The following is a 19,015-nucleotide window of genomic DNA, read 5'->3' on the forward strand; positions in this document are numbered from 1 at the left end:
ACCAGCAAACGAAAATAGCACTACTGCCGGACATTGCCCGTGTTTTATTTCTGCGGCCGTTCCGTGGTGTTCGCGGGCGACACATTGCGGTGGCCGGGGGCAACGGGCCGACGAAACGTTTTTTCGCCCCCGCTGGGAGTCGGATATCGTATGGGGGGCGACTCCGAATCCGACGGAAGTGACGAGGATAGCGAGGTGTCTCGACGGGTCGTCGTCGGAACCGGCCGTGGACTCGACAAGCGCGACCGCTTCGAGACGCGAAAGCACGTCAGCACGGACTGGGACTTACAGAAACTCTCGTTGCTCGGTCCGATTCTGTGGAGCGTCGTCTTGGTGGTGTTCATCGCCGGAACGGTCTGGTACGTCGTTTTCTCCGCCGGCGGCTACCTCGATTTGCTTCTCGGATTACTCGGGGACCTCGCGTCGTTCCGGCTTCCGGAAATAAACGCCTTCGCGCGGTCTCGAAGCCTCGAAGTCGTCTCCGTACTCGCGGTGACCGCGTGGATTGCGCCTCGCGTCGTCGCCTTGGTGCGTGAGGAGGTCGCGAGCATCCGCGACAAGGCGCTGGCCGGACTGTATCAGGTCCGACACCTCGGCGTCCTGTTGGACATCGACACGTGGTCGAACCACAACTACTGGCACCCGTTTACGTCGCATCTCTCCGACCGCGACCCACTCGTGATGTTGGCGAACGCCGACCTCGACGCGACGGTCAGCGGCGTCTTCACCGACGTGCCGTACTACCGGAACGTGTTCGTCGACAGCGTGTACGTCACGTTCGATTCGCTGCCGGACCGGACGACGCGATTGGAGTTGGGCTGGTTCGACTGGCGACTCGCCTACCCGCGACGGTACGTCATCGGGGCGGCCGTTCTGCTGCTCGTCGTCACGCGGTTTCCGACGACAATCGGTGTCATTCCGGCCCTCCCATCGGTGCCGTGGTCGACGCTGGAGTTGGGCGCGCTCTACGGTCTCTCCGGCTACATCGTCGTGACGGCCTTCACCGACTACGTCGGCTTCCGGCGGCGGTTCTTCGGCAACTCCGCCGGTTTCTCGGAGTACGGTCTCCTCCAGAGCACCGAAAAGTCGACGCTGTTCGACGACGAGGCGAAGACGGTCGACCGGCTCGGCAATTCACTGGCTGGCTACGGACTGTTCTACGTCAGCGAGTTCCTCTGGAGCGTCCTCGGCCGCGACCGTTCCTATCGCGTCGAGAACGCCGTCGAAGCCGACGAGGACAACCGAGAAATCGCCGGTGAGGCGGGAACGGAACTGCTGGAACGTGCGATACCGACGCCGAATACCGCTGAAACGGAGGCCGACGACGAACCCATCGAGATGCGCCTGCAGGGCGTCGATTACCTCCGACAGGACATCCACCGGCGACGACTGCTCGAACGCGTCCCGGCCGTCGGCAAGCGCTACGGTCGCTCGGTCGGCGAGGGCAACGACCGGGGGTTGGACCACGCCGGCGCGAAACGCGGCGTCAGACTGCCGGTGAAACGGTTCGTCAGCGTTCCACACCCGTTCTTCGCCGATTACAACCTCGAAACTGACGAGGAGTTCCCGTTTTACTTCGACCGGACCTGGGACGAAGACGAGACCCACTACCTGCTGTTAGGCGGTGCCGAACATCAGGAGGCGCTCGTGAAGTTCATCCAGTACCTCCGTTCGCCCGATGGTGCCGGTTTCGAGAACGTCGACCTCATCGAGAACGCCTTCACCGACGAGGACGACCTCCAGTTCGTCTCGGAGTACTTCGTCTCCTCGGTGCTGCGCGGCGACGACGACTTCCGCGGGTCTCGCGACGAGGACGGCAAGGTGTTCCTCGTGTTGCGGCACCACGTCGACGACGAGCGAACCGTCCACGTCGTCTACGGCATGGGCGCCCTCGAGAGCAAGATGGCGTTTCTGTTCTGGCTGGACTCCTTCCCGGAGGCTCCCTACGACGACGACGTGCTGTACCGAGTTCGATACCGGGACAACGTCGACGACGTGGGACGACTGTACGCCGACCCCTCGTGGCTGGACGACCCCACGAAATCGGTCACCTTCGACTGGCAGACCGACACCGAAACGGCCGTCGTCGAGGGCGGAGAATCGACGCTCGACTGCCGGCAGGTAGACGTGGAGGTGCGCTTTGAAGATGGCGATGAATGACCACGTCCCGTCGGCGTACGACGACCGCGTCTACTACTACGCGACCCGAATCGTCCACGACACCGCGGTCGGCGAGTGGGACGTACACGTCGACCCGGAGAACTGTCTGGTGGCTCTGAACGATGCGGTGAACGAGCGGTTCGGGACGGCGTTTCCGACCGTCGAAACCCTCGTCGACGAACCGGTCGAGCGTCGCGTTGCGGGCGACCGCGAAATATACGAGGGCCGACTGCTGTTGGGGGCGGGCGTGATTCCGATGGTCGGCGACGACCTCGTGCTCATCTTCAGGGACGCCGACGCGCCGGCGGACCCGCTCCGGTGGACCGCGGCCGACGGCCGCGTCGACGCCACCCCCACGCGGACGGCCTTCGAGGAGTTCCACGAGGAGTTGCTGGTGTTTCGGGAGGGGACGCCGGTGTACGTCGACGTACCAGGAGCGCCGTCGATGCGTGACACCTACACCGAGGCGCTCCGTGAGAACGGTTACGAGGTTCCGAATCCACTCCCGACCGTCTCGGGGAGGGTGCCGGAGCGCTACGGCGGGTCGTTCGAAACCGTTCGGACCCACTTCGGTGAGGAACAGACGAGTGGCTCGTTTTTCGTCGATTGGAACTCCAAAACAGGGACTCTCGACGCCGCGAAAATCGTCGCAATCGAGCAGTCGGACTTCACCTTCGCCGACGGGGAGTTCGGCCGTTGCGTCCAGCGGTTCCCCCTCGAGGTGGCCGCCGACCGCCCCGCGGGGATGTACGTGGGAACCGTTGCAGCGTTTCTCGAACACGCTATCTGACGTCGCAGCGCTGAATCGAAACGCTATACCGTCGCCGAATTTATATTAGTCGGGAGAAACTGCCGAATTATGGATGAGAAGCGCGCAGTGGTCGCCCTCTTCGGTGTTGCCGTGGCCGCAGTCATCGCCTACGTCGCCTACCGGTTCATCGCAGCACTGACCGTCGCGGTCTTCCTGTACTACTCGACGCGTGGCTTCTACAAGGCACTCACCCGGCTTCGACTCCCGAAGCGGATTCGTGCCGTCACGGCCATCTCGGTGATCGCGTTGCCACTCATATTGCTCATCAGCTACACCGTCGTGTTACTCGTGACCGAACTACAGACGTTCGTCAATCAGTCCGCACTCATCGAGTCGACGGCGAGCAACGTCTCGTGGCTGCAGGGGTTGGAGGACCCACCGGAACTCACACCGGGCGGATTGTACGAAGCGTACCAGAACGGCCAGTTCGATACCATCATCGCTTTTCTCTCCGACAACGCCTCCTTCCTGACCAGCGCCATCTCCGGGTTCTTCCTCAACCTCCTCATCGTCATCATCGTCACCTACTACCTGCTCATCGACGGCTCGAAGATTCACGCGTGGCTGTTGCGCTTCGACGACGACGCAATCGTCCGTGAGTTCCTCGAGGACGCCGACGCGGAGTTGGAGGCCGTCCTCTTCGGGAACCTACTCAACGTCATCGCCATCTCGATTATCGCCATCGCCTCCTATCTCGCGTACAACGCCGTCGTCCCGGCCGCCGTCGAGGTTCCCTACCCCGCCCTCGCCGGCGCCCTGACCGGCATCGCGAGTCTCATCCCCGTCGTCGGGATGAAAATCGTTTACCTCCCGCTGGCCGCGGCGACGGCGCTCCCGACGGTACTCGGCGGCGGTGACATCTCGTTACTCGTGTACACCGCCGGGTTTCTCGTCGTCGCGCTCGTCGTCGTCGACACCATCCCCGACCTCGTTCTCCGGCCGTTTTTGAGCGGCGAAAAGACCCACGTCGGCCTGCTGATGCTCGCGTACATCCTCGGGCCGGTCGTCTTCGGATTCTACGGCCTGTTCTTCGCGCCGATACTGCTCGTGTTGGGACTGACGTTCTCCGACATCGCGCTCCCGCGACTCCTCGGCGCAGAGCCACAGGAAGACGGCCTCCCGGACGAACAGACCGTCCTCGACGAGTTCCGGACCTGAGAGCGGTATCGCGGTCAACATCTTGTGGATTATAAGTCAGCCTCGCGTGGTGACGAACATCTCCAGACCGACTCGGCTCTCGCAGCGGGCGTCGAATTCCCGCTCGGCCGTGGGCGGGTCGGCGGCACTCACAAAGCATGAAACGACAATCTCTCGGTGCGATTGCGGCGGCCGTCTTCCTGACCGTCCCGTGGCTCACCATCTGGATGTTCACGACGGTTCTCCCGAGGGTCGCCGCGCTGGCGGGTGTCCAATACACTCCACCAGCCGTCCTGACGAGCCTCCCGACGCTCGCGATAGTCGGCATCAGCGGGCTGTCAGTACTCGGTGCGGCGTTCCTGTTGGCGTGGGGCGCCGAAACCGCCGAGAAAGACGTTCCGCGTGCCTTCGCCATCGCCGTGTTGGCGGTCCTCGCCGTGGCTCCGGAGTACGCCGTCGACGCGCTGTACGCCTGGAACGCCGGGCAGTTCGCGGGGACACCTCGTGGCATCGAAGCCGGTAACCTCGCGGTCGCGAACATGACCGGCGCGAACCGCATCCTCATCGGCATCGGGTGGGCCGGTATCGTCCTGTTCAGCGTCTATCGGAGCGGGTCGACGGCGGACCCCGCAATCGAGTCACGGCCGGGATTTCTGGCCGACACCGTCCAACTCGACCGTGACCTCAGCCTCGACGTCGTGTTCCTGCTCGCGGCGACGATGTGGGCGTTTCTGGTTCCGGTCAACGGCGGCATCGACATCCTCGATATGGTCGTCCTCGTCGGACTGTACGTCGCCTACATCGCAATCATCATCCGAGGCGACGTCGACCCCGAAGAGGAACACGTCGGGGTTCCACAGTACCTCCAGTCGTATCCGAAACCGAAACGCGTCGCGACCATCATCGCGCTGTTCGCCTACTCCGGATTGATGATATTCACCGCCGTCGAGCCGTTCGCCCACGGTCTCGAAGAACTCGGCACCGAAATCGGCATCCCCTCGTTCTTCATGATTCAATGGATTGCACCGCTGGCCTCCGAATCACCCGAACTCATCGTCGTCGCCTACCTCGTGAACAAGGCCCGTTCGACGGCGGGGTTCAACGCGCTCATCTCCTCGAAACTCAACCAGTGGACGCTCCTCATCGGGACGCTCGTCGTCGTCTACTCCCTCGGCCTCGGCCAGTACGGTCCCCTGATGTTCGACCAGAAGCAGGCCGGCGAAATCTGGCTGACGGCCGCCCAGTCGTTCTTCGCTATCGCCCTGCTCATCAACTTCGAACTCTCGGTCCGGGAGGCGCTGGCGCTTCTGTTCCTGTTCAGTTCGCAGGTACTTCTGGAGTTCTCACTGATACGCGGGTACGTCGAACTCCCGGTGACAGACTACGAACTCCTCCTCGGGTTTAGCGTCGTGTACATCGTCCTCGGGGTCGGCCTGTTCGTCTATCGAAGGGAGCAGTTCCAGTATCTCCTTCGGCGGACGGCCGGAACGGTCAGCGACGCCATCTCCGGCACCGAGTCGCAGCCCAAAGGCGCCGGCGACTAACTACTGAATGTAGGAGGGTCCCTCGGCGTCACAGTTGGCCTCGTGTTGCTTCGCGTCGGATTGGTCGTCGAACAGCAAGCCGCACTCCTCACACTCGTACCACGTCGACCCGTCCCGTTGTGTGGTCGCGACCATACCAGATAATGTGCCGTGGTAACGTATAGTCGTTTCTCCGAGCGGGTCCGGCGGAACGATAAAGCCGCCGGCGGCCCCACGTCGGGTATGGACAGGCGGGTGACGCTGACTGTGAAAGGGGCCGAGAAGCGGGATGCGGGGCGCGGCGTCGCCCGGCTTCCCGAATCGGCCCGACGAGCCCTCGGCGTTCTCAGCGGCGACACCGTCGTCATCGACGGAGAGCGCCCGACCGTCTCGAAAGTGTGGCCCGCAAGCGGTGCCGACGGCGTCGTTCGCATCGACGCCGACACCCGAGCGAACGCCGGCGTGAACATCGGGGAAACCGTGACCGTCCGGCCGGTCTCCGTCGCCGAAGCCAATCGAGTGGTCGTCGAACTTCCCGTCTCCGTCGACGACGAACTGCTCGATGCCGTCGCAACGGACCTCCGTGACCGCCCCCTCCAGACCGGCGAACAGGTCCGCCTCGAACGACCCGGCGTCCGGGCGACCGTCGTCGAGACGACGCCCGACGGCACAGTCCGCGTCACCGACCGGACGAACGTCCGCGTTCGGGAGGCCTCTAAGAGGGCCGACGTAGACCGAACGCCCACCGCGGACGACGCGGGTGGAACCGACGGCGAACTCGCGCCGACGCCCGAGCCGACCTCCGAGGCCACCTACGAGGACATCGGGGGGCTCGACGACGAACTCGAGCAGGTTCGGGAGATGATAGAACTCCCGCTCTCGGAACCCGAACTGTTCCGAAAACTCGGGATCGACCCGCCATCGGGCGTCCTGTTGTACGGCCCGCCCGGCACCGGCAAGACCCTCATCGCCAAAGCGGTCGCCAACGAAGTCGACGCGCACTTCGAAGTCATCGACGGCCCCGAAATCGTCTCGAAGTACAAGGGCGAAAGCGAAGAGAAACTCCGAGAGACGTTCGAACGCGCCGTCGAGAACTCCCCCGCCGTCGTCTTCATCGACGAAATCGACTCCATCGCCGGGACTCGCGACGACGACGCCGACATGGAGAACCGCGTCGTCGCCCAACTGCTGACGCTGATGGACGGCCTCGATTCCCGTGGGCAGGTCATCGTCATCGGGGCGACCAACCGCGTCGACGTAATCGACCCCGCGTTGCGCCGTGGCGGCCGCTTCGACCGCGAAATCGAAATCGGCGCCCCCGACGAGACCGGCCGCCGGGAGATACTCGACGTCCACGCCCGGGGGATGCCGCTCGCCGACGACGTCGACCTCGATTACCTGGCCTCGCGCACCCACGGCTTCGTCGGTGCCGACATCCACTCGCTCGTCACCGAGGCTGCGATGCGTGCACTCAGGGACCGCGAGGAGCGCGATGACCTCCTCGTCACCGCCTCGGATTTCGAGGCCGCCCTCGCCGCCGTCGACCCCTCCGCGATGCGGGAGTACGTCGCAGAGACGCCACACGTCACCTTCGAGGACGTGGGCGGCCTCGCGGAGGCCAAACAGATACTCACCGAGGCCGTCGAGTGGCCGCTGTCCTACGGCGCGCTGTTCGAGGCGACCAACACCGACCCGCCGTCGGGTGTCCTCCTGTACGGCCCGCCCGGCACCGGCAAGACGCTTCTCGCCCGCGCACTCGCCGGCGAGAGCGACGTGAACTTCGTCAGCGTCGCCGGGCCCGAACTCATCGACAAGTACGTCGGCGAAAGCGAAAAGGCCGTCCGGGAGGTGTTCGACCGTGCCCGACAGGCCGCCCCGTCGATAATCTTCTTCGACGAAATCGACGCCGTCGCCGGGGTTCGGGGCGATTCCAGCGACGCCGTCGAACGCGTCGTCTCCCAACTGCTGACGGAGTTGGACGGCCTCACCGACAACCCCAACGTCGTCGTCATCGCGGCGACGAACCGCCGGGAGGCACTCGACCCCGCGCTGTTGCGGCCCGGGCGACTGGAGGCCCACGTCGAGATCCCGAACCCCGACGAGGCCGCCCGTCGCGAGATTCTCGCCGTCCACGCCCGTGGGAAACCGCTCGCCGACGACGTCGACCTCGACGAACTGGCCGCCGACACGGAGGGGTTCTCCGGCGCGCAACTGGAGGCGCTGCTGCGTGAGGCCTCGATGCGAGCGATTCGCGCGTTGGCGACCGACCTCGGGCCGGAGGAAGCGACCGAACGAGCCGACGAAATCGAGATTCGAAGCGACCACGTCGAGGCGGCCCTGGAGTCGGTTCGCCGTGCCGAACGCGGCGCCTGAGACTGCCGGCCCGACCGACGCCGTCCGTCAGTCCCAGAAGGACTTCGTCTTCGCGTACTGCCGTTCCCGCTCGAGGATGTCTCGGTAGAAATCCGTCTCGTCCTCGCGGTGGTTGTTGATGATGTAGGCGGCGTTTCGCGGGCCGACGCCGCGGGCAGCGAGTGCGACGACGGCCTTCTTGCCGTGGCTCTGGACCAAACTGGCCGCCTTGTAGGCGCGTTCGGTCTGTTTCTGCTGTTCGTCGTCCTTCTCTTGGCTTCGGACCGCTTCCAGCACCTCGTCTGCCCACGGGTTCAGCGCGGCGACCCGCGTCGACCCACAGTTCGGACACTCCGGTTGCTCGGCGACGCGACGTACCTGCTGGCGGCGGTCCCACTCCTTACAGTGGAGACACGCTAACAGCACCCGGTCGCTCTGGATGCGTTCCTTGACCGTCTCGATGACCGACGCGTCGGCGTTCTCCGGTGACAGCAACTCACGCCCCGACGAGCGGCCGTCGCGACCGATGGGCGTCCGTTCGCCGACCGTTTCGAGGTCGAACTCGCCGGAGTGGAGCCGCCGCAACACGTCGGCGGCGCCGTCAGCGTTCAACTGTTCGTGGAGGACGACCCTGACCGCCTCGTCGTAAATCGGCGTGTCCTCCAGTGCCTTCAGCAGGCGGTCCTTGCCGAAGCGGTTCTGACTGGAGCCCTTGCCCTTCCAGCGCTTCAGCGACCCGAACTTCGCGGCGACCTGTGCAAGCGTGAACTTCAGCGCGTCGCTGTTCTTCAGACTCAACTCCACGAGCGTCCCGACGTGGTCGGGGTCGGTCGTCTCCAGTATCTCGACTACGTCGCCTATCGTCGTCCCGCCCGGCACCTCCAACTCGATGCGATAGGGGTCGGCTTCCATCGCGACCGACGACCCGGTTCGCTGACCGATGAGCGCCGACAGCAAGCGGCCGAGCGTCTCGTTTATCGTGTGGCCGAAGGCCGCGTTGACGACGACTTCCCGGCCGTACCCCTCGACGACGACGCGGTTATCGGAGGGAAACGCTACATCATGTCGTTCGACCGGGTCGAGCGCCCGACTGGCGGTGTACTCGTCCGTCGGAAAACGGTCGGCGAGGCTGCGAGCGACGAGTTCGCGGCTGGCGCCGTCGTTGAACCGTGTTCTCGCTTCGGCCCGTGTCCGACCGACGTGTTGGGCCACGTCGTAGGGAACCGGAATCTCCTGGCCGACCCACGATGGAACCTCCCCCGTCGGGTCCTCGATGGGCGTCACCAACACCTCCTCTTCCTCGTCGTCAATTTCGGTGATGCGCCACATCTCCCCGCGCTGGATGAACGTCTCACCCGGTTGAGCGAAGGTGACGACGAACCGCTCGGCGAGGGTGCCGACGGTCCGCCCCGATGCCATGTCTTTCACCGTGTAGTTGGCCTCGTCGGGTATCATCGAGAGGTTCGCATAGAAGTACTGCCAGGTGCCGCCGGATTTCTCCAGTCGGTCCTCGGCTTCGTCGAGCCACAGTACCCGGTTCTCCGAGAGTTCCCGGACGACCGCCTTGAAATCCGCTTCCGTGAGGTTTCGGAACGGGTACGCCCGAGTGACGATGTCGTAGGCTCTTGCCGCCGACAACTCGCCGAACCCCATCAACAGGCCCGGAATCTGATTCGCGACCGTATCGAGGCTGGCGTGGTGGATGCCCGCTGCCTCCACCTCTCCGCGTTCGGCGCGGTCGACGATGGCCAGCGCCTCGAAGGTGTCGTCGGGGTGAGTCGTCAGTACCGTCCCCGAGGACACCTCGTCGCGGCGGTGACCCGCCCGTCCGACCCGCTGGAGCAGTCGCCGAACTTCTCGGGGACTCGAATACTGCACCACGTGGTCGATGCGGCCAACGTCGATGCCCAGTTCCATCGACGAGGTACACAGCAGCGCGTCGATTTCGCCGGCTTTGAACCGGTCTTCGACGTCGATGCGTGCGTCCTTCGACAGCGACCCGTGGTGGATGCCCACGTCGGTGCCGTAGGCCTTCAGTCGCGACCCGAGTCCCTCCGCGGTCTGTCGTGTGTTGACGAAAATCAGCGTCGAGTCGTTCGAGGCGACGAGTTCGTCGATAGCCCGGACGTGGCTGGCGACCGTCGCGTCGGTCAGCAGCTCGCCAGCGGCGCTTTCGTCTTCGGCTTCGACCTCCGGCTCCCGCACCCGTACGTCGATGTTCGAGCCGGCTTCGACCTCGACGACTCGACAGCCCCTGTCGCCGGTCAGGAACCGGCCGACCTCCTCGGGATCGCCGACGGTCGCCGAGAGACCGATGCGCTGGAACGGCCCCGCGTGCTCTCTGAGGTGCTCGAGGCCGATGGTCAACTGCGCGCCGCGTTTCGAGGCAGCGAGCTCGTGGACCTCGTCGACGACGACGTGTTCGATATCCTCCAGCGCCCGCCGGAGTTTCTCGCCGGTGAACATCGCCTGGAGCGTCTCCGGCGTCGTCACGAGCACGTCCGGTGGGCTCTCCGCTTGCTTGCTTCGCTGGTAATCCGTCGTGTCACCGTGACGTACGTCGATCGTGATGTCGAGCGTCTCGCCCCACCACTCGAGGCGCTGGCGCATGTCGCGGTTCAGCGCCCGCAGCGGCGTGACGTACAGCGCCTGTATCCCGTGGCGGTGGTCGCGGCCCCGGATGGCCGACAGCACGGGCAACATCGCCGTCTCCGTCTTCCCCGACCCCGTCGGCGCGACGACTAACGCGTGCTCGCCCGCTGCCAGCGGCGGAATCGCCTTCCGCTGTGGCGCCGTCGGCGTCGAGAATCCACGCTCCGACAGCGCCTCGCGCACGTCGGCGTGGAGTCGCGAGAAGGCGTCCATCCCGGCGGCACGGCCCTCACTCATTGTCGACCGTTGGAGCGCGAGCAGATTAAGCGCCGCGCTCGCGGACGCCGGATATAAAAGACCGGCTGTGCCCCGCGATGGTGCTTTGCAGCCGTATCGACCACGAACGGATACGGAGAGCGGGATGCCCCGAGTCCCGTTCTCCGATGTCTCCTGTCTCCGACTACACCGACCGATAGTCGCCAAGTCGCGTCCCGTCGAGCAGGTACGCCTCGCCGTCGGCCAACCCCTCGGGCAGAAACGGCGAGAGAAAGCCGTCGTTCTCGTTGACGAGCGTTCCGCCGGAGAGGTCGTTGAACGCCGGACAGACGACGATGCGCTCACCGACGCGGTCGTAGTCGGAAAAGCCCGCCCCATCGAGGCGGCCGCGGAGCCACACTCGCTCTCGACGCGACCCGCCCACGTCGTCTTCCAGTCTGACCATCGGGTGTTCGTGGGCGGTACACAGCGTCGGCGCTGCGACTATCTCCTCGCCGGGCCAAGTGTGACCGTGACAGAAGCCGATGTCGCCGATTCTGACGCCGGGGCCGTCGACGACTTCGACGCCGTCGATTCCTCCGACGACCGACTCGATGCGACCATCGTGGTTTCCCTTCGTCAGCGTCACCGGTACCCGCTCGGTGACGGCCCCGAACAGCGCCGACAACTCCTCCCGTTCGGCGCCGCTCGGTTCGCCGATGGCGTCGCCGGCGTCGCCCAACAACACCAGTCGGTCCACGTCGGACTCGGTCAGCAGTCGGAGCAACGACTCGCGGCGCTCGGCCGCGTGGCTTCGAATCTCGACGCCGTCTCGCCTGAGTCCGACCTCCAAGCCGGCGTGGTAATCCGCGACGACGAGGGCCCGCTCGGGCCCACAGTCGGCGATTGCCACCGGTCGACCGGACACCGGTTCGAGCATTCAGATGGACTTCAGGACGCCGTCGGAAGGCTCGTAACACCGACCGCTCATCAGCGCATCTTGAATGGCTTCCTCGACTGCGTCGGCGGCGACACCGTGTTCCTCGACGAGTGCCGAGACGAGTTCCTCACGGTCGGCGCCGTCGCCGTCGTCCAACGCTTCCATCGTCTCCATGACGGCGTCTTCGAGGTCTACGTCGTCGGCCCCCGCAGCGTCTTCGGCGTCTTCAACCCCTTCCGGTTCGGCTTCCGGTTCCGGTTCGGTGTCGCCGTCTGCTTCCTCTTCGGGCGTTTCGAGTTCGTCTTCGGGACCCGGTGTCTCGATGTCCGCTTCCTCGACTTCGCCCGCAGTCGAGAACTCGGTGCCGTACTCCTCTTCGACCTCGCGACGTTCCTCCTCGTCGAGTTCGAACTCGCCGGGGTCGAAGTCGTCCAACTCCTCTTCGACTTCCTCACGAACGTCCTCGTCGGCGCCGGCCGTCGGTTCGGTGGCCGCCTCCGTCTCATCTACCTCGGATACGGTTTCGTCGACCGGTTCCGAGTCGGCAGTCGCCTCGACCGATTCGGCGTCGGGTTCGGGTTCTTCGTGTTCGTCGGGGGCTTCGACCTCGTCAGGTTCGTCGGCTTCGAGACCCTGCTCGGGTTCTTCCTCCGATTCGGTGCTCGTGTCGGTGTCGGAGACCTCCGGTTCGGCGTCCGGCGTCGACTCCGTGTCGGCGCTCACTGAGTCGGTCTCCACCGTCTCGGCTGACTCGCCTGCGTCGTCGGTGTCGTCGGCCTCGGATGTCGATTCGGCATCACCCACACCCGCCGCAGCGGCGGCCGTCTCCGGTGACGGCGCCCCCGAGAGGTCGAGCGTCGCGAGCGCGCTCGCATCGCCCATCCCCTCGTCGGGGGCTACGTCGAGTCGGCCCACTTCGTCTTTCTCGCCGGCGACGACGCGGAGCGCATCGAGGGCGGTTTCACGGAGGGCGTCGAGGTACGCCGGCGTGGTGCCGTAGTAATCCAAGGCGAGTGCGACGCCGTCGGCGAGTCGTTCGTCGACGCCTGCCTCCAGAAGTGCGGCGCGTAACTGCTCGCCTGCGAGGCCCGATTCGATGGCCGAGGCCATGATGCCGATTCGTTCGAGCGTCCGCTCGGCGGTCGTGACGACCCAGCGGTCGCGGGTCTCCGCGTCGACCTCGCTGACCGACTCCGGGCGGACCGAGGTGTATATGCGGTCGCCGTCATCGGGTTCGAACGTTCGGGCCTTCCCGGAGAGCGCGAGGAACGTCGGCGGGTCGGCGCGTTCGAGGAACGTGAGCGCGTCGGGTTGATACTGGCCGGCGTAGGTGACGAAGGCGCCGGTCGGGCCGACGACCCGGCCGCGGACCATCTCGGGGTTGACGTCCTCGACTTCGGTGAGGACGCCGACCGCAAAGAGGCGATTGACCCGCGCTCCGGTCGGCGTGACGACGTAGTTCGGTGCCCGTTCCTCGTCGGATTCGCTGTAGTCGAACTCCGAGTCGTCGAACTCCGCCGCGAACAGTCGGTAGGCGACCTCCCGGCGTCCGGGCCCGTCGTCGCTGGAACTCATCGACCCACCTCCGCGAGCATGGCTTCGGCACGTGCGGCGGGGTCGTCACCGCTTTCCTCGAACTCCGTCGCATCGAGATTCGCGCCGTACTCGTCGACCGACAGCGCCCCGCGGACGCGGTACTCCCGCCCGACGACGCCCGCTGCGATTTCCTCCGAGACGACCTCGCGGTCCATCGCGTCGCGGGCGTGGTCCAACGCCTCCTCCAGCGTGCCGCCGTACACCTCCTCGGTCAACTCCCGGCCGAGAACGACCGTCACCGTGTCGGTCCCGTCGTCGAGGATGGCTTTCACCCGCATGTCGTCTTCGGCCTCGACCTCGCCGTGGCTGCGACACTGGCCGTTCTGGACGACCCGGCCACACTCGGGACAGCGCTGGATGAGGCCGGACCCGTCCCGGACTTCGATGACGTTGCCGACCAACGCCACGTCGAAGACGCCGCCGGCCTCGACGGCCTCTCGGACGCCCATCTCCGTCGCCGAATCACTCACGTCCACGTCGGCGGTCGGTTCGACCGTCGAGAACTCCGTGACGTTGACCGAGGGGACGCCACGGAACTCGCGGATGTAGGCGTCCTCGATGCGGACCGATGCCCCGGCTTCGATGTCGGCGTGTGGGTCCCAGTCGGTGAACGGCAGTCGGGCGGTTTCGTCGCCCACGACGCCGCTGAGGATGTCGGTTTCCCCGTCGCGGCCGTCGATGGTCTTTTCTTCGACTTCGAGGACCTTCACCTCGACCGTCCGGCCACGGTCGCCCGGCCGGAGGTCGATGAGGTCACGCTCGCCGCCGACCTCGTAGGGGACCTCGAGGGACTCCTCTTCGAGCGTCACCGTCGTCGACTCCCCGAGGTTGAGTTCGGGTTCGCCTTCCCACTCGCGGACGCCCGCGTTGCCCGCAGTGATGGTGTCGCCGGGCGACAGCGAGAAATCCGTCCACGCGGTGTAGGAGATTTTTCCCGTCTCGTCGGCCAACTCGCCCTCGAAGATGACTTGATCGTCGCCCTGATACCGGATGGAGCGCTTGCCGACCGTCAGCACGCGCGCGGTAACGCTGACGTTGCCCATGTCGGGTTCGATGTCGACGATGTCGGTCGCCGGGGGCTCGCCGCCACCGCCGCCTCCGCCGCCGGAATCGCCGTACTTCCGGCGAAGGCTCTGTTTGGCCTCGTCCATCGGCACCGAATACGAGACGAGTTTCTCCAAGTCCTCTTTGACCTCCGCTTTGTCTACGCCGAGGGTGGAGGCGAGCTCCTCGGCCGCGTCGTCGAGACTCATTTCAGTCGGGGGTTCGTCGCCGTGGGTCAAAAGCGTTCGCCGCACGGACGAATCTCCACGCGCTCGGCGACGAGTTCGCGCAGTCGAGTGTCGTGGGTTTGGGTACGCATTTCACAGTAGATGTTGACACACTTCGTGTGCCATTTATGTTGCTTCGGCTCCAACTTTAAGTCGTTATGAGAGATGTGAGCCGACGACGATTCGTGCAGGCTACCGGCGCCGCAGTCGCGGCCGGTACACTGGCGGGCTGTACCGGTAACGGCGGCGGAAACGGGAACGGAAACGGAAACGGCAATGGCAACGGCGGCGGTGCCGAAGTTCCCCAGGAGATCGACGACTTCCTCTCGGAAGCCAACCTGTACGACGGCACTATTACCGACATGACCGGCGAGGACGAAGTGACCATCATGGTCGGTGCCGGCGACGGTGGATTGGCGTTCGACCCCGCCGCGGTTCGCATTACCTCCAGTACGACCGTCGTCTGGGAGTGGACCGGCGAGGGCGGCAGTCACAACGTCGCCTCCGTCGAGGACTCCGAATCCGACTTCCAGAGCGAAATCGTCGGTGAGGAGGGCCACACTTTCAATCAGTCCTTCGACAACACCGGCATCCAACTCTACGTCTGTCAGCCCCACGAGACACAGGGCATGAAAGGCGCCATCGAAGTCGTCGAAGAGTAAGCCGCGACGAGCCGCGACCGCGTTCTTTTATTCACCGCTCGCCTACCACCCGGTGTGAAGCGCGTGACGGACCGGGTGTCGAACCCTTTCGGAATGACTGCCCCGGGCGAACCCGCCGTGTACGGCTACGGTGACGCCAACGCCGACTTTCACGTCCTGGGCCTCGACGGCGAGACTCACGGCGGTACCGAGACGGGCGTTCCATTCACCGGAACCCTCACAGGCCGTCGGTTACAGGAGGCTCTCCACACTGTTGGCTTCGCCGCCGAGCCGTACAGCGTCGCCCCCGAACTGTCGAACTGCTATCTCTCGTACCTGTGGCTCTCACCCGGCGACCCCGCGGACCTCGAACGATACGCCGACGCCGAAATCCGTGCGGTGAACGCCCACATTCTCCTCCCGGTCGGCGACGAGGCGCTGTCGTACGTCCTGACGGAGTTCACGACGCAAGCGCGAAAGCTCCCACACGACGCCGCCCGACTCCACGCGACCGAAGTGCGGGGCCGCGGCTTCCTCGTCGTTCCCGTCCGCGAGCCCGCCGAGTGGGAACCGGGAGACAGGGCGGCGCTCGTCGACCGACTCGAGGCGCTGCTGGACAGCGACTATCGGCAGACGAAAGGCGTCGCGACGACCGTCGGTTAACTTCGCTCGACGAAGGCGGCTATCTCGTCGGCGATTTCCTCGCCTTTGTCCTCCTGGAGGAAGTGCATCGCGCCCTCTATCCACGTGTCCGGTTGTTCGCTCGCAGTCGGAATCAACTCCCGAAGCGGGTCACGAGCGTTGCGCGTGATGGGGTCGGAATCCGAAAACAGGACGAACGCCGGCTTTTCCCACTCGCTCAACCGCTGTTTGGCGGCTTGCATCGTGTCGGCGCCCTCGTCGTCCGGTGAGTGCGGGATGAGGAAGGGCAGCACCCGAGCGCAGGCCTTCGACTCCTCGGTCGGGAACGGCGCCTCGTAGGCGGCGATGACCTCCTCGGACAGTTCCTCGGCGGTGGCGTTCTGAATCAACATTCCGATGGGCAGTTCCTCGACGTTCTCGACGAAGTCGGCGAACTGGTGCCACGCGTCGGACATCTCCTGTGTGCCGTCCGGAACGCCCGTGTTCATCGCTACGAGGCGGGCGAACCGCTCGGGGTTGTGGCCCGCGAGTGCGAGGCCCAGAATACCGCCCCAGTCCTGACAGACGAGGGTAACGTCGGAGAGGTCCAATTCCTCGAACAACAGCGTCTCGAAGGCGTCGTAGTGGAGGTCGAAACTGTAGGCGTCGGGGTCGGTGTACTTATCGGAGCGGCCGAGACCGAGCATGTCCGGAACGATGACGCGACCGTGCTCGGAGAGTGTGGGAATCATCTTCCGGTAGAGGAAGCCCCACGTCGGTTCGCCGTGCATGAGCAGGAACGTCTCGTCTCCATCGCCCTCGACGTCGACGTAGGCCATCTCTGCGCCGTCGTCGGTAACGGGAACCTTCTCGTGAGGATACTCGTAGTCAGGTACGTCTTCGAACCGCTCCTCGGGTGTGGTGGTGAGAGTCACGGGCGCAACTCCCGCGGCGCGCCCAAAAGGGTTCGGGTGACGTTTGCGTCACCCGGTATCATCGAGGGCAGAGGGGTCTATTTGAGGCTCGACCGCCTATCGGAGATATGGAACACACACCCGAACACGAAGTCACCGCGGAGAAACCAAACAGCCCCGTCCACACCATCGGCACCGACCACATGACTGTGATGGGCGGCGACGCCGCGAGCACGCTCGCCTTCTATCGGGATTTGCTGGGGATGCCGCTAGTACTCGAACAGCCGAACCTCGACGCCCCGGAGTTGACACACCTGTTTTTCGACACCGGTGACGGCCGCATCCTCACCTTCTTCGTCGGTGAGAACCGCTCGCCGCGGCCCTACCGCGGTGCGGGCAACGTCCACCACCTCGCCTTCTCTATCGCCCCCGAGGAGTTCGACGACACGAAGAACGCACTCCGCGCCGCCGACTACGGCTTCAACGAGTTCGACCGCGGGGCGTTCCACTCGCTGTACACCCAAGACCCCACCGGCCTCGTCATCGAGTTGGTCGTCGAGAAATATGACTTCCCGGCCGAACGCCGTGGCGAAGTGCTCGCTCTCGCCCACGAGAAACGCGTTGAGGACGGCTCGGGGTTCGTCGACGACGAGCACATGCAGGCGGCCTTGGAGGAATTGGGTCTGGACCCCGAACCGCGGTTCGAAGGCGACGCACCGACCGGGGCAGGCGTGTAATCGGACCGTCAGGAATCGACAGGGTCGACGCTACTGACCGACATTGCTGCCGAGGGAAAGCTTTTGTCGGACAGGCGACCACCGTGTGGTATGCAACTCGAGTTCGAGTTCTACGCGACACTTCGCGATGCTGTCGGTGAGAAATCCGTGGTCCGAACCGTTCCAGACGGGACCACGGTCGCGGAGGCTCTTCGAGCCGTCGCCGAGGACTACGACGGCCTGCAGTCGCTACTGTTCCGCGAGAATGGCGCGCTGCGCTCTCACATCACCGTCGCACGCAACGAACACCCGCTTCTCGAAGACCGCGACGACGTGGTGCTCTCCGAGGGCGACACGCTCGTGTTGTCGCCGGGCGTCTCGGGCGGAACGGCGATGGCGCGACTTGCGGAGGTCCCTCAATGACGGACCCCGCCCTCGGTTTCGAACTCGGACTCGTCGCGCTCGGTAACCACGCTTTCGAGGGGAACAACAACTGCTACGTTCTCGGACTCGAAGACGGTGCGACGACGACGCTCGTCGACACCGGCGTCGCGTCCGACGACACCCGGAGACAACTCCAGGAGGGGTTGGCCGAATACGACCTCGAATTCGCCGACATCGAGCGAATCCTGCTCACGCATCACCACGCCGACCACACCGGCTTGGCCGGCGAGATACAGGACAAAAGCGGCTGTCCGGTCAACGTTCACGAGGCCGACGCGCCGCTCGTCGCCCAAGACCCCGACGCCACCGCCGCACAGGAGGACCGACTCCGGAACGCCATCGACGAGTGGGGGATGCCCGAGGCGAAACAGGAGGAACTGCTGGCGTTCCTCGACGGCAGTGCGGGCATGGACGGCGAGGCGCCCGAGGTGACGGCGTTCGAGGACGGCGCCACCTTCGACCTCGGGAGCGTCGAACTCGAAGCGGTCCATATGCCGGGGCACGCCGCCGGACTGGCGGGCTTTGCCTTCGGGGGCCGTGATGGCGAGGAGTTGTTCAGCGGCGACGCGCTGTTGCCGTACTACACCCCCAACGTCGGCGGCGCCGACATCCGCGTCGACGGCGCCCTGGAACTGTACCTCGACGCACTCCTCGACATCATTTCACGTCAGTACACCCGAGCGTGGCCGGGCCACCGCGGCCCAATCGTCGACCCGCCGGGACGGGCCGCCGACATCATCTCCCATCACCGCGACCGAACCGAACGCGTCGTGGCCGTGTTGGACGACGGGCCTGCGACGCCGTGGGAGGTCAGCGCCGAACTGTTCGGCTCGCTGTCGTACATCCACATCCTTCACGGGCCGGGAGAGGCGTTCGCCCACCTCGAACACCTCCTCGACGCCGGTGTCGTCGCACGGACCGGTCGTGCGTTCGAACTGCTGGAATCCGAGCCGGACCTCGATTCGCTGTTCCCCGACGTGCCCGCCGCCCTCGACGTCGGTCGCCATCCCGGACACTAACGGGTGTGCGCGAGGGGTACCAA

16 protein-coding genes are annotated in these 19,015 nt (G+C 65.3%); 10 read left to right on the forward strand and 6 right to left on the reverse strand.

The annotated features are described in order from the left end of the window. Window positions 1-150 precede the first annotated feature (150 nt). The 4 genes from HWX69_RS12405 (at window position 151) to HWX69_RS12420 (ending at window position 5,652) form a co-directional block, all read left to right on the forward strand. On the forward strand, window positions 151-2,160 hold the full coding sequence (locus HWX69_RS12405; RefSeq protein ID WP_178917408.1) for a hypothetical protein: 2,010 nt from the start codon (window positions 151-153) through the stop codon (window positions 2,158-2,160). Then, window positions 2,147-2,950, forward strand: a complete 804-nt coding sequence (locus tag HWX69_RS12410) for a hypothetical protein (RefSeq protein ID WP_178917409.1) — start codon at window positions 2,147-2,149, stop codon at window positions 2,948-2,950. Before HWX69_RS12405 ends, HWX69_RS12410 begins: the two co-directional genes overlap by 14 nt. A 69-nt stretch (window positions 2,951-3,019) precedes the next feature. Beyond that, window positions 3,020-4,129: an AI-2E family transporter gene (locus tag HWX69_RS12415; RefSeq protein WP_178917410.1), complete on the forward strand. Its 1,110-nt coding sequence runs from the start codon at window positions 3,020-3,022 to the stop codon at window positions 4,127-4,129. Between the two features lie 137 nt (window positions 4,130-4,266). Then, window positions 4,267-5,652 carry a sodium:calcium antiporter gene (locus tag HWX69_RS12420; protein ID WP_178917411.1) on the forward strand — a complete coding sequence of 462 codons (1,386 nt, stop codon included), beginning with the start codon at window positions 4,267-4,269 and terminating at the stop codon, window positions 5,650-5,652. Here the strand turns inward: HWX69_RS12420 and HWX69_RS18290 are convergent, their stop codons facing one another. Further along, on the reverse strand, window positions 5,653-5,787 hold the full coding sequence (locus tag HWX69_RS18290; RefSeq protein WP_255453933.1) for a DUF7128 family protein: 135 nt from the start codon (window positions 5,785-5,787) through the stop codon (window positions 5,653-5,655). Between the two features lie 87 nt (window positions 5,788-5,874). On the opposite strand from HWX69_RS18290, the gene HWX69_RS12425 reads away from it, so the two are divergent. Beyond that, window positions 5,875-8,004, forward strand: coding sequence for an AAA family ATPase (locus HWX69_RS12425; protein ID WP_178917412.1), 2,130 nt, complete (start codon window positions 5,875-5,877; stop codon window positions 8,002-8,004). 27 nt (window positions 8,005-8,031) lie between these two features. On the opposite strand, the gene HWX69_RS12430 is transcribed toward HWX69_RS12425, so the two are convergent. The 4 genes from HWX69_RS12430 to HWX69_RS12445 all read right to left on the reverse strand — a co-directional run bounded on the left by HWX69_RS12430 (window position 8,032) and on the right by HWX69_RS12445 (window position 14,619). Then, complete coding sequence (locus HWX69_RS12430; protein ID WP_178917413.1) at window positions 8,032-10,872, reverse strand: DEAD/DEAH box helicase; 2,841 nt, start codon at window positions 10,870-10,872, stop codon at window positions 8,032-8,034. A gap of 163 nt (window positions 10,873-11,035) precedes the next feature. Beyond that, window positions 11,036-11,770: a metallophosphoesterase gene (locus HWX69_RS12435; protein WP_178917414.1), complete on the reverse strand. Its 735-nt coding sequence runs from the start codon at window positions 11,768-11,770 to the stop codon at window positions 11,036-11,038. After that, entirely contained in the window at window positions 11,771-13,345 is a 1,575-nt protein-coding gene (locus HWX69_RS12440) for a hypothetical protein (RefSeq protein WP_178917415.1), read from the reverse strand. Then, window positions 13,342-14,619 (reverse strand): Single-stranded DNA binding protein, encoded by a 1,278-nt coding sequence (locus HWX69_RS12445; RefSeq protein WP_178917416.1) that lies wholly within the window; start codon window positions 14,617-14,619, stop codon window positions 13,342-13,344. The genes HWX69_RS12440 and HWX69_RS12445 overlap by 4 nt, the downstream gene beginning before the upstream one ends. A gap of 176 nt (window positions 14,620-14,795) precedes the next feature. Here HWX69_RS12445 and HWX69_RS12450 point away from each other — a divergent pair, with 176 nt between their 5' ends. Then, on the forward strand, window positions 14,796-15,299 hold the full coding sequence (locus HWX69_RS12450) for a halocyanin domain-containing protein (protein WP_178917417.1): 504 nt from the start codon (window positions 14,796-14,798) through the stop codon (window positions 15,297-15,299). 54 nt (window positions 15,300-15,353) lie between these two features. Beyond that, window positions 15,354-15,941 carry a uracil-DNA glycosylase family protein gene (locus tag HWX69_RS12455; RefSeq protein WP_348643015.1) on the forward strand — a complete coding sequence of 196 codons (588 nt, stop codon included), beginning with the start codon at window positions 15,354-15,356 and terminating at the stop codon, window positions 15,939-15,941. On the opposite strand, the gene HWX69_RS12460 is transcribed toward HWX69_RS12455, so the two are convergent. Continuing rightward, a complete protein-coding gene (locus HWX69_RS12460) occupies window positions 15,938-16,834 on the reverse strand; it encodes a haloalkane dehalogenase (RefSeq protein WP_178917418.1) in 897 nt (298 codons plus the stop codon). The two genes, HWX69_RS12455 and HWX69_RS12460, sit on opposite strands and share 4 nt — an antisense overlap. Before the next feature lie 107 nt (window positions 16,835-16,941). Between HWX69_RS12460 and HWX69_RS12465 the strand changes: the two genes are divergently transcribed. The 3 genes from HWX69_RS12465 to HWX69_RS12475 all read left to right on the forward strand — a co-directional run bounded on the left by HWX69_RS12465 (window position 16,942) and on the right by HWX69_RS12475 (window position 18,992). After that, a complete protein-coding gene (locus HWX69_RS12465) occupies window positions 16,942-17,550 on the forward strand; it encodes a VOC family protein (protein WP_178917419.1) in 609 nt (202 codons plus the stop codon). A gap of 90 nt (window positions 17,551-17,640) precedes the next feature. Beyond that, window positions 17,641-17,952: a ubiquitin-like small modifier protein 1 gene (locus HWX69_RS12470; protein ID WP_178917420.1), complete on the forward strand. Its 312-nt coding sequence runs from the start codon at window positions 17,641-17,643 to the stop codon at window positions 17,950-17,952. Further along, entirely contained in the window at window positions 17,949-18,992 is a 1,044-nt protein-coding gene (locus tag HWX69_RS12475) for an MBL fold metallo-hydrolase (protein WP_178917421.1), read from the forward strand. The genes HWX69_RS12470 and HWX69_RS12475 overlap by 4 nt, the downstream gene beginning before the upstream one ends. Window positions 18,993-19,015 lie beyond the last annotated feature (23 nt).

Origin of the sequence: Natronomonas gomsonensis, from assembly GCF_013391635.1 — an archaeon.
Classification (GTDB): Archaea; Halobacteriota; Halobacteria; order Halobacteriales; family Haloarculaceae; genus Natronomonas; species Natronomonas gomsonensis_A.

What these genes read in the sequence shown, in the direction of transcription:
- HWX69_RS12405 (WP_178917408.1), top strand. Translation starts at nt 151, where the DNA reads ATGGGGGGCGACTCCGAATCCGACGGAAGTGACGAGGATAGCGAGGTG.
- HWX69_RS12410 (WP_178917409.1), top strand. Translation starts at nt 2,147, where the DNA reads ATGGCGATGAATGACCACGTCCCGTCGGCGTACGACGACCGCGTCTAC.
- HWX69_RS12415 (WP_178917410.1), top strand. Translation starts at nt 3,020, where the DNA reads ATGGATGAGAAGCGCGCAGTGGTCGCCCTCTTCGGTGTTGCCGTGGCC.
- HWX69_RS12420 (WP_178917411.1), top strand. Translation starts at nt 4,267, where the DNA reads ATGAAACGACAATCTCTCGGTGCGATTGCGGCGGCCGTCTTCCTGACC.
- HWX69_RS18290 (WP_255453933.1), bottom strand. Translation starts at nt 5,787, where the DNA reads ATGGTCGCGACCACACAACGGGACGGGTCGACGTGGTACGAGTGTGAG.
- HWX69_RS12425 (WP_178917412.1), top strand. Translation starts at nt 5,875, where the DNA reads ATGGACAGGCGGGTGACGCTGACTGTGAAAGGGGCCGAGAAGCGGGAT.
- HWX69_RS12430 (WP_178917413.1), bottom strand. Translation starts at nt 10,872, where the DNA reads ATGAGTGAGGGCCGTGCCGCCGGGATGGACGCCTTCTCGCGACTCCAC.
- HWX69_RS12435 (WP_178917414.1), bottom strand. Translation starts at nt 11,770, where the DNA reads ATGCTCGAACCGGTGTCCGGTCGACCGGTGGCAATCGCCGACTGTGGG.
- HWX69_RS12440 (WP_178917415.1), bottom strand. Translation starts at nt 13,345, where the DNA reads ATGAGTTCCAGCGACGACGGGCCCGGACGCCGGGAGGTCGCCTACCGA.
- HWX69_RS12445 (WP_178917416.1), bottom strand. Translation starts at nt 14,619, where the DNA reads ATGAGTCTCGACGACGCGGCCGAGGAGCTCGCCTCCACCCTCGGCGTA.
- HWX69_RS12450 (WP_178917417.1), top strand. Translation starts at nt 14,796, where the DNA reads ATGAGAGATGTGAGCCGACGACGATTCGTGCAGGCTACCGGCGCCGCA.
- HWX69_RS12465 (WP_178917419.1), top strand. Translation starts at nt 16,942, where the DNA reads ATGGAACACACACCCGAACACGAAGTCACCGCGGAGAAACCAAACAGC.
- HWX69_RS12470 (WP_178917420.1), top strand. Translation starts at nt 17,641, where the DNA reads ATGCAACTCGAGTTCGAGTTCTACGCGACACTTCGCGATGCTGTCGGT.
- HWX69_RS12475 (WP_178917421.1), top strand. Translation starts at nt 17,949, where the DNA reads ATGACGGACCCCGCCCTCGGTTTCGAACTCGGACTCGTCGCGCTCGGT.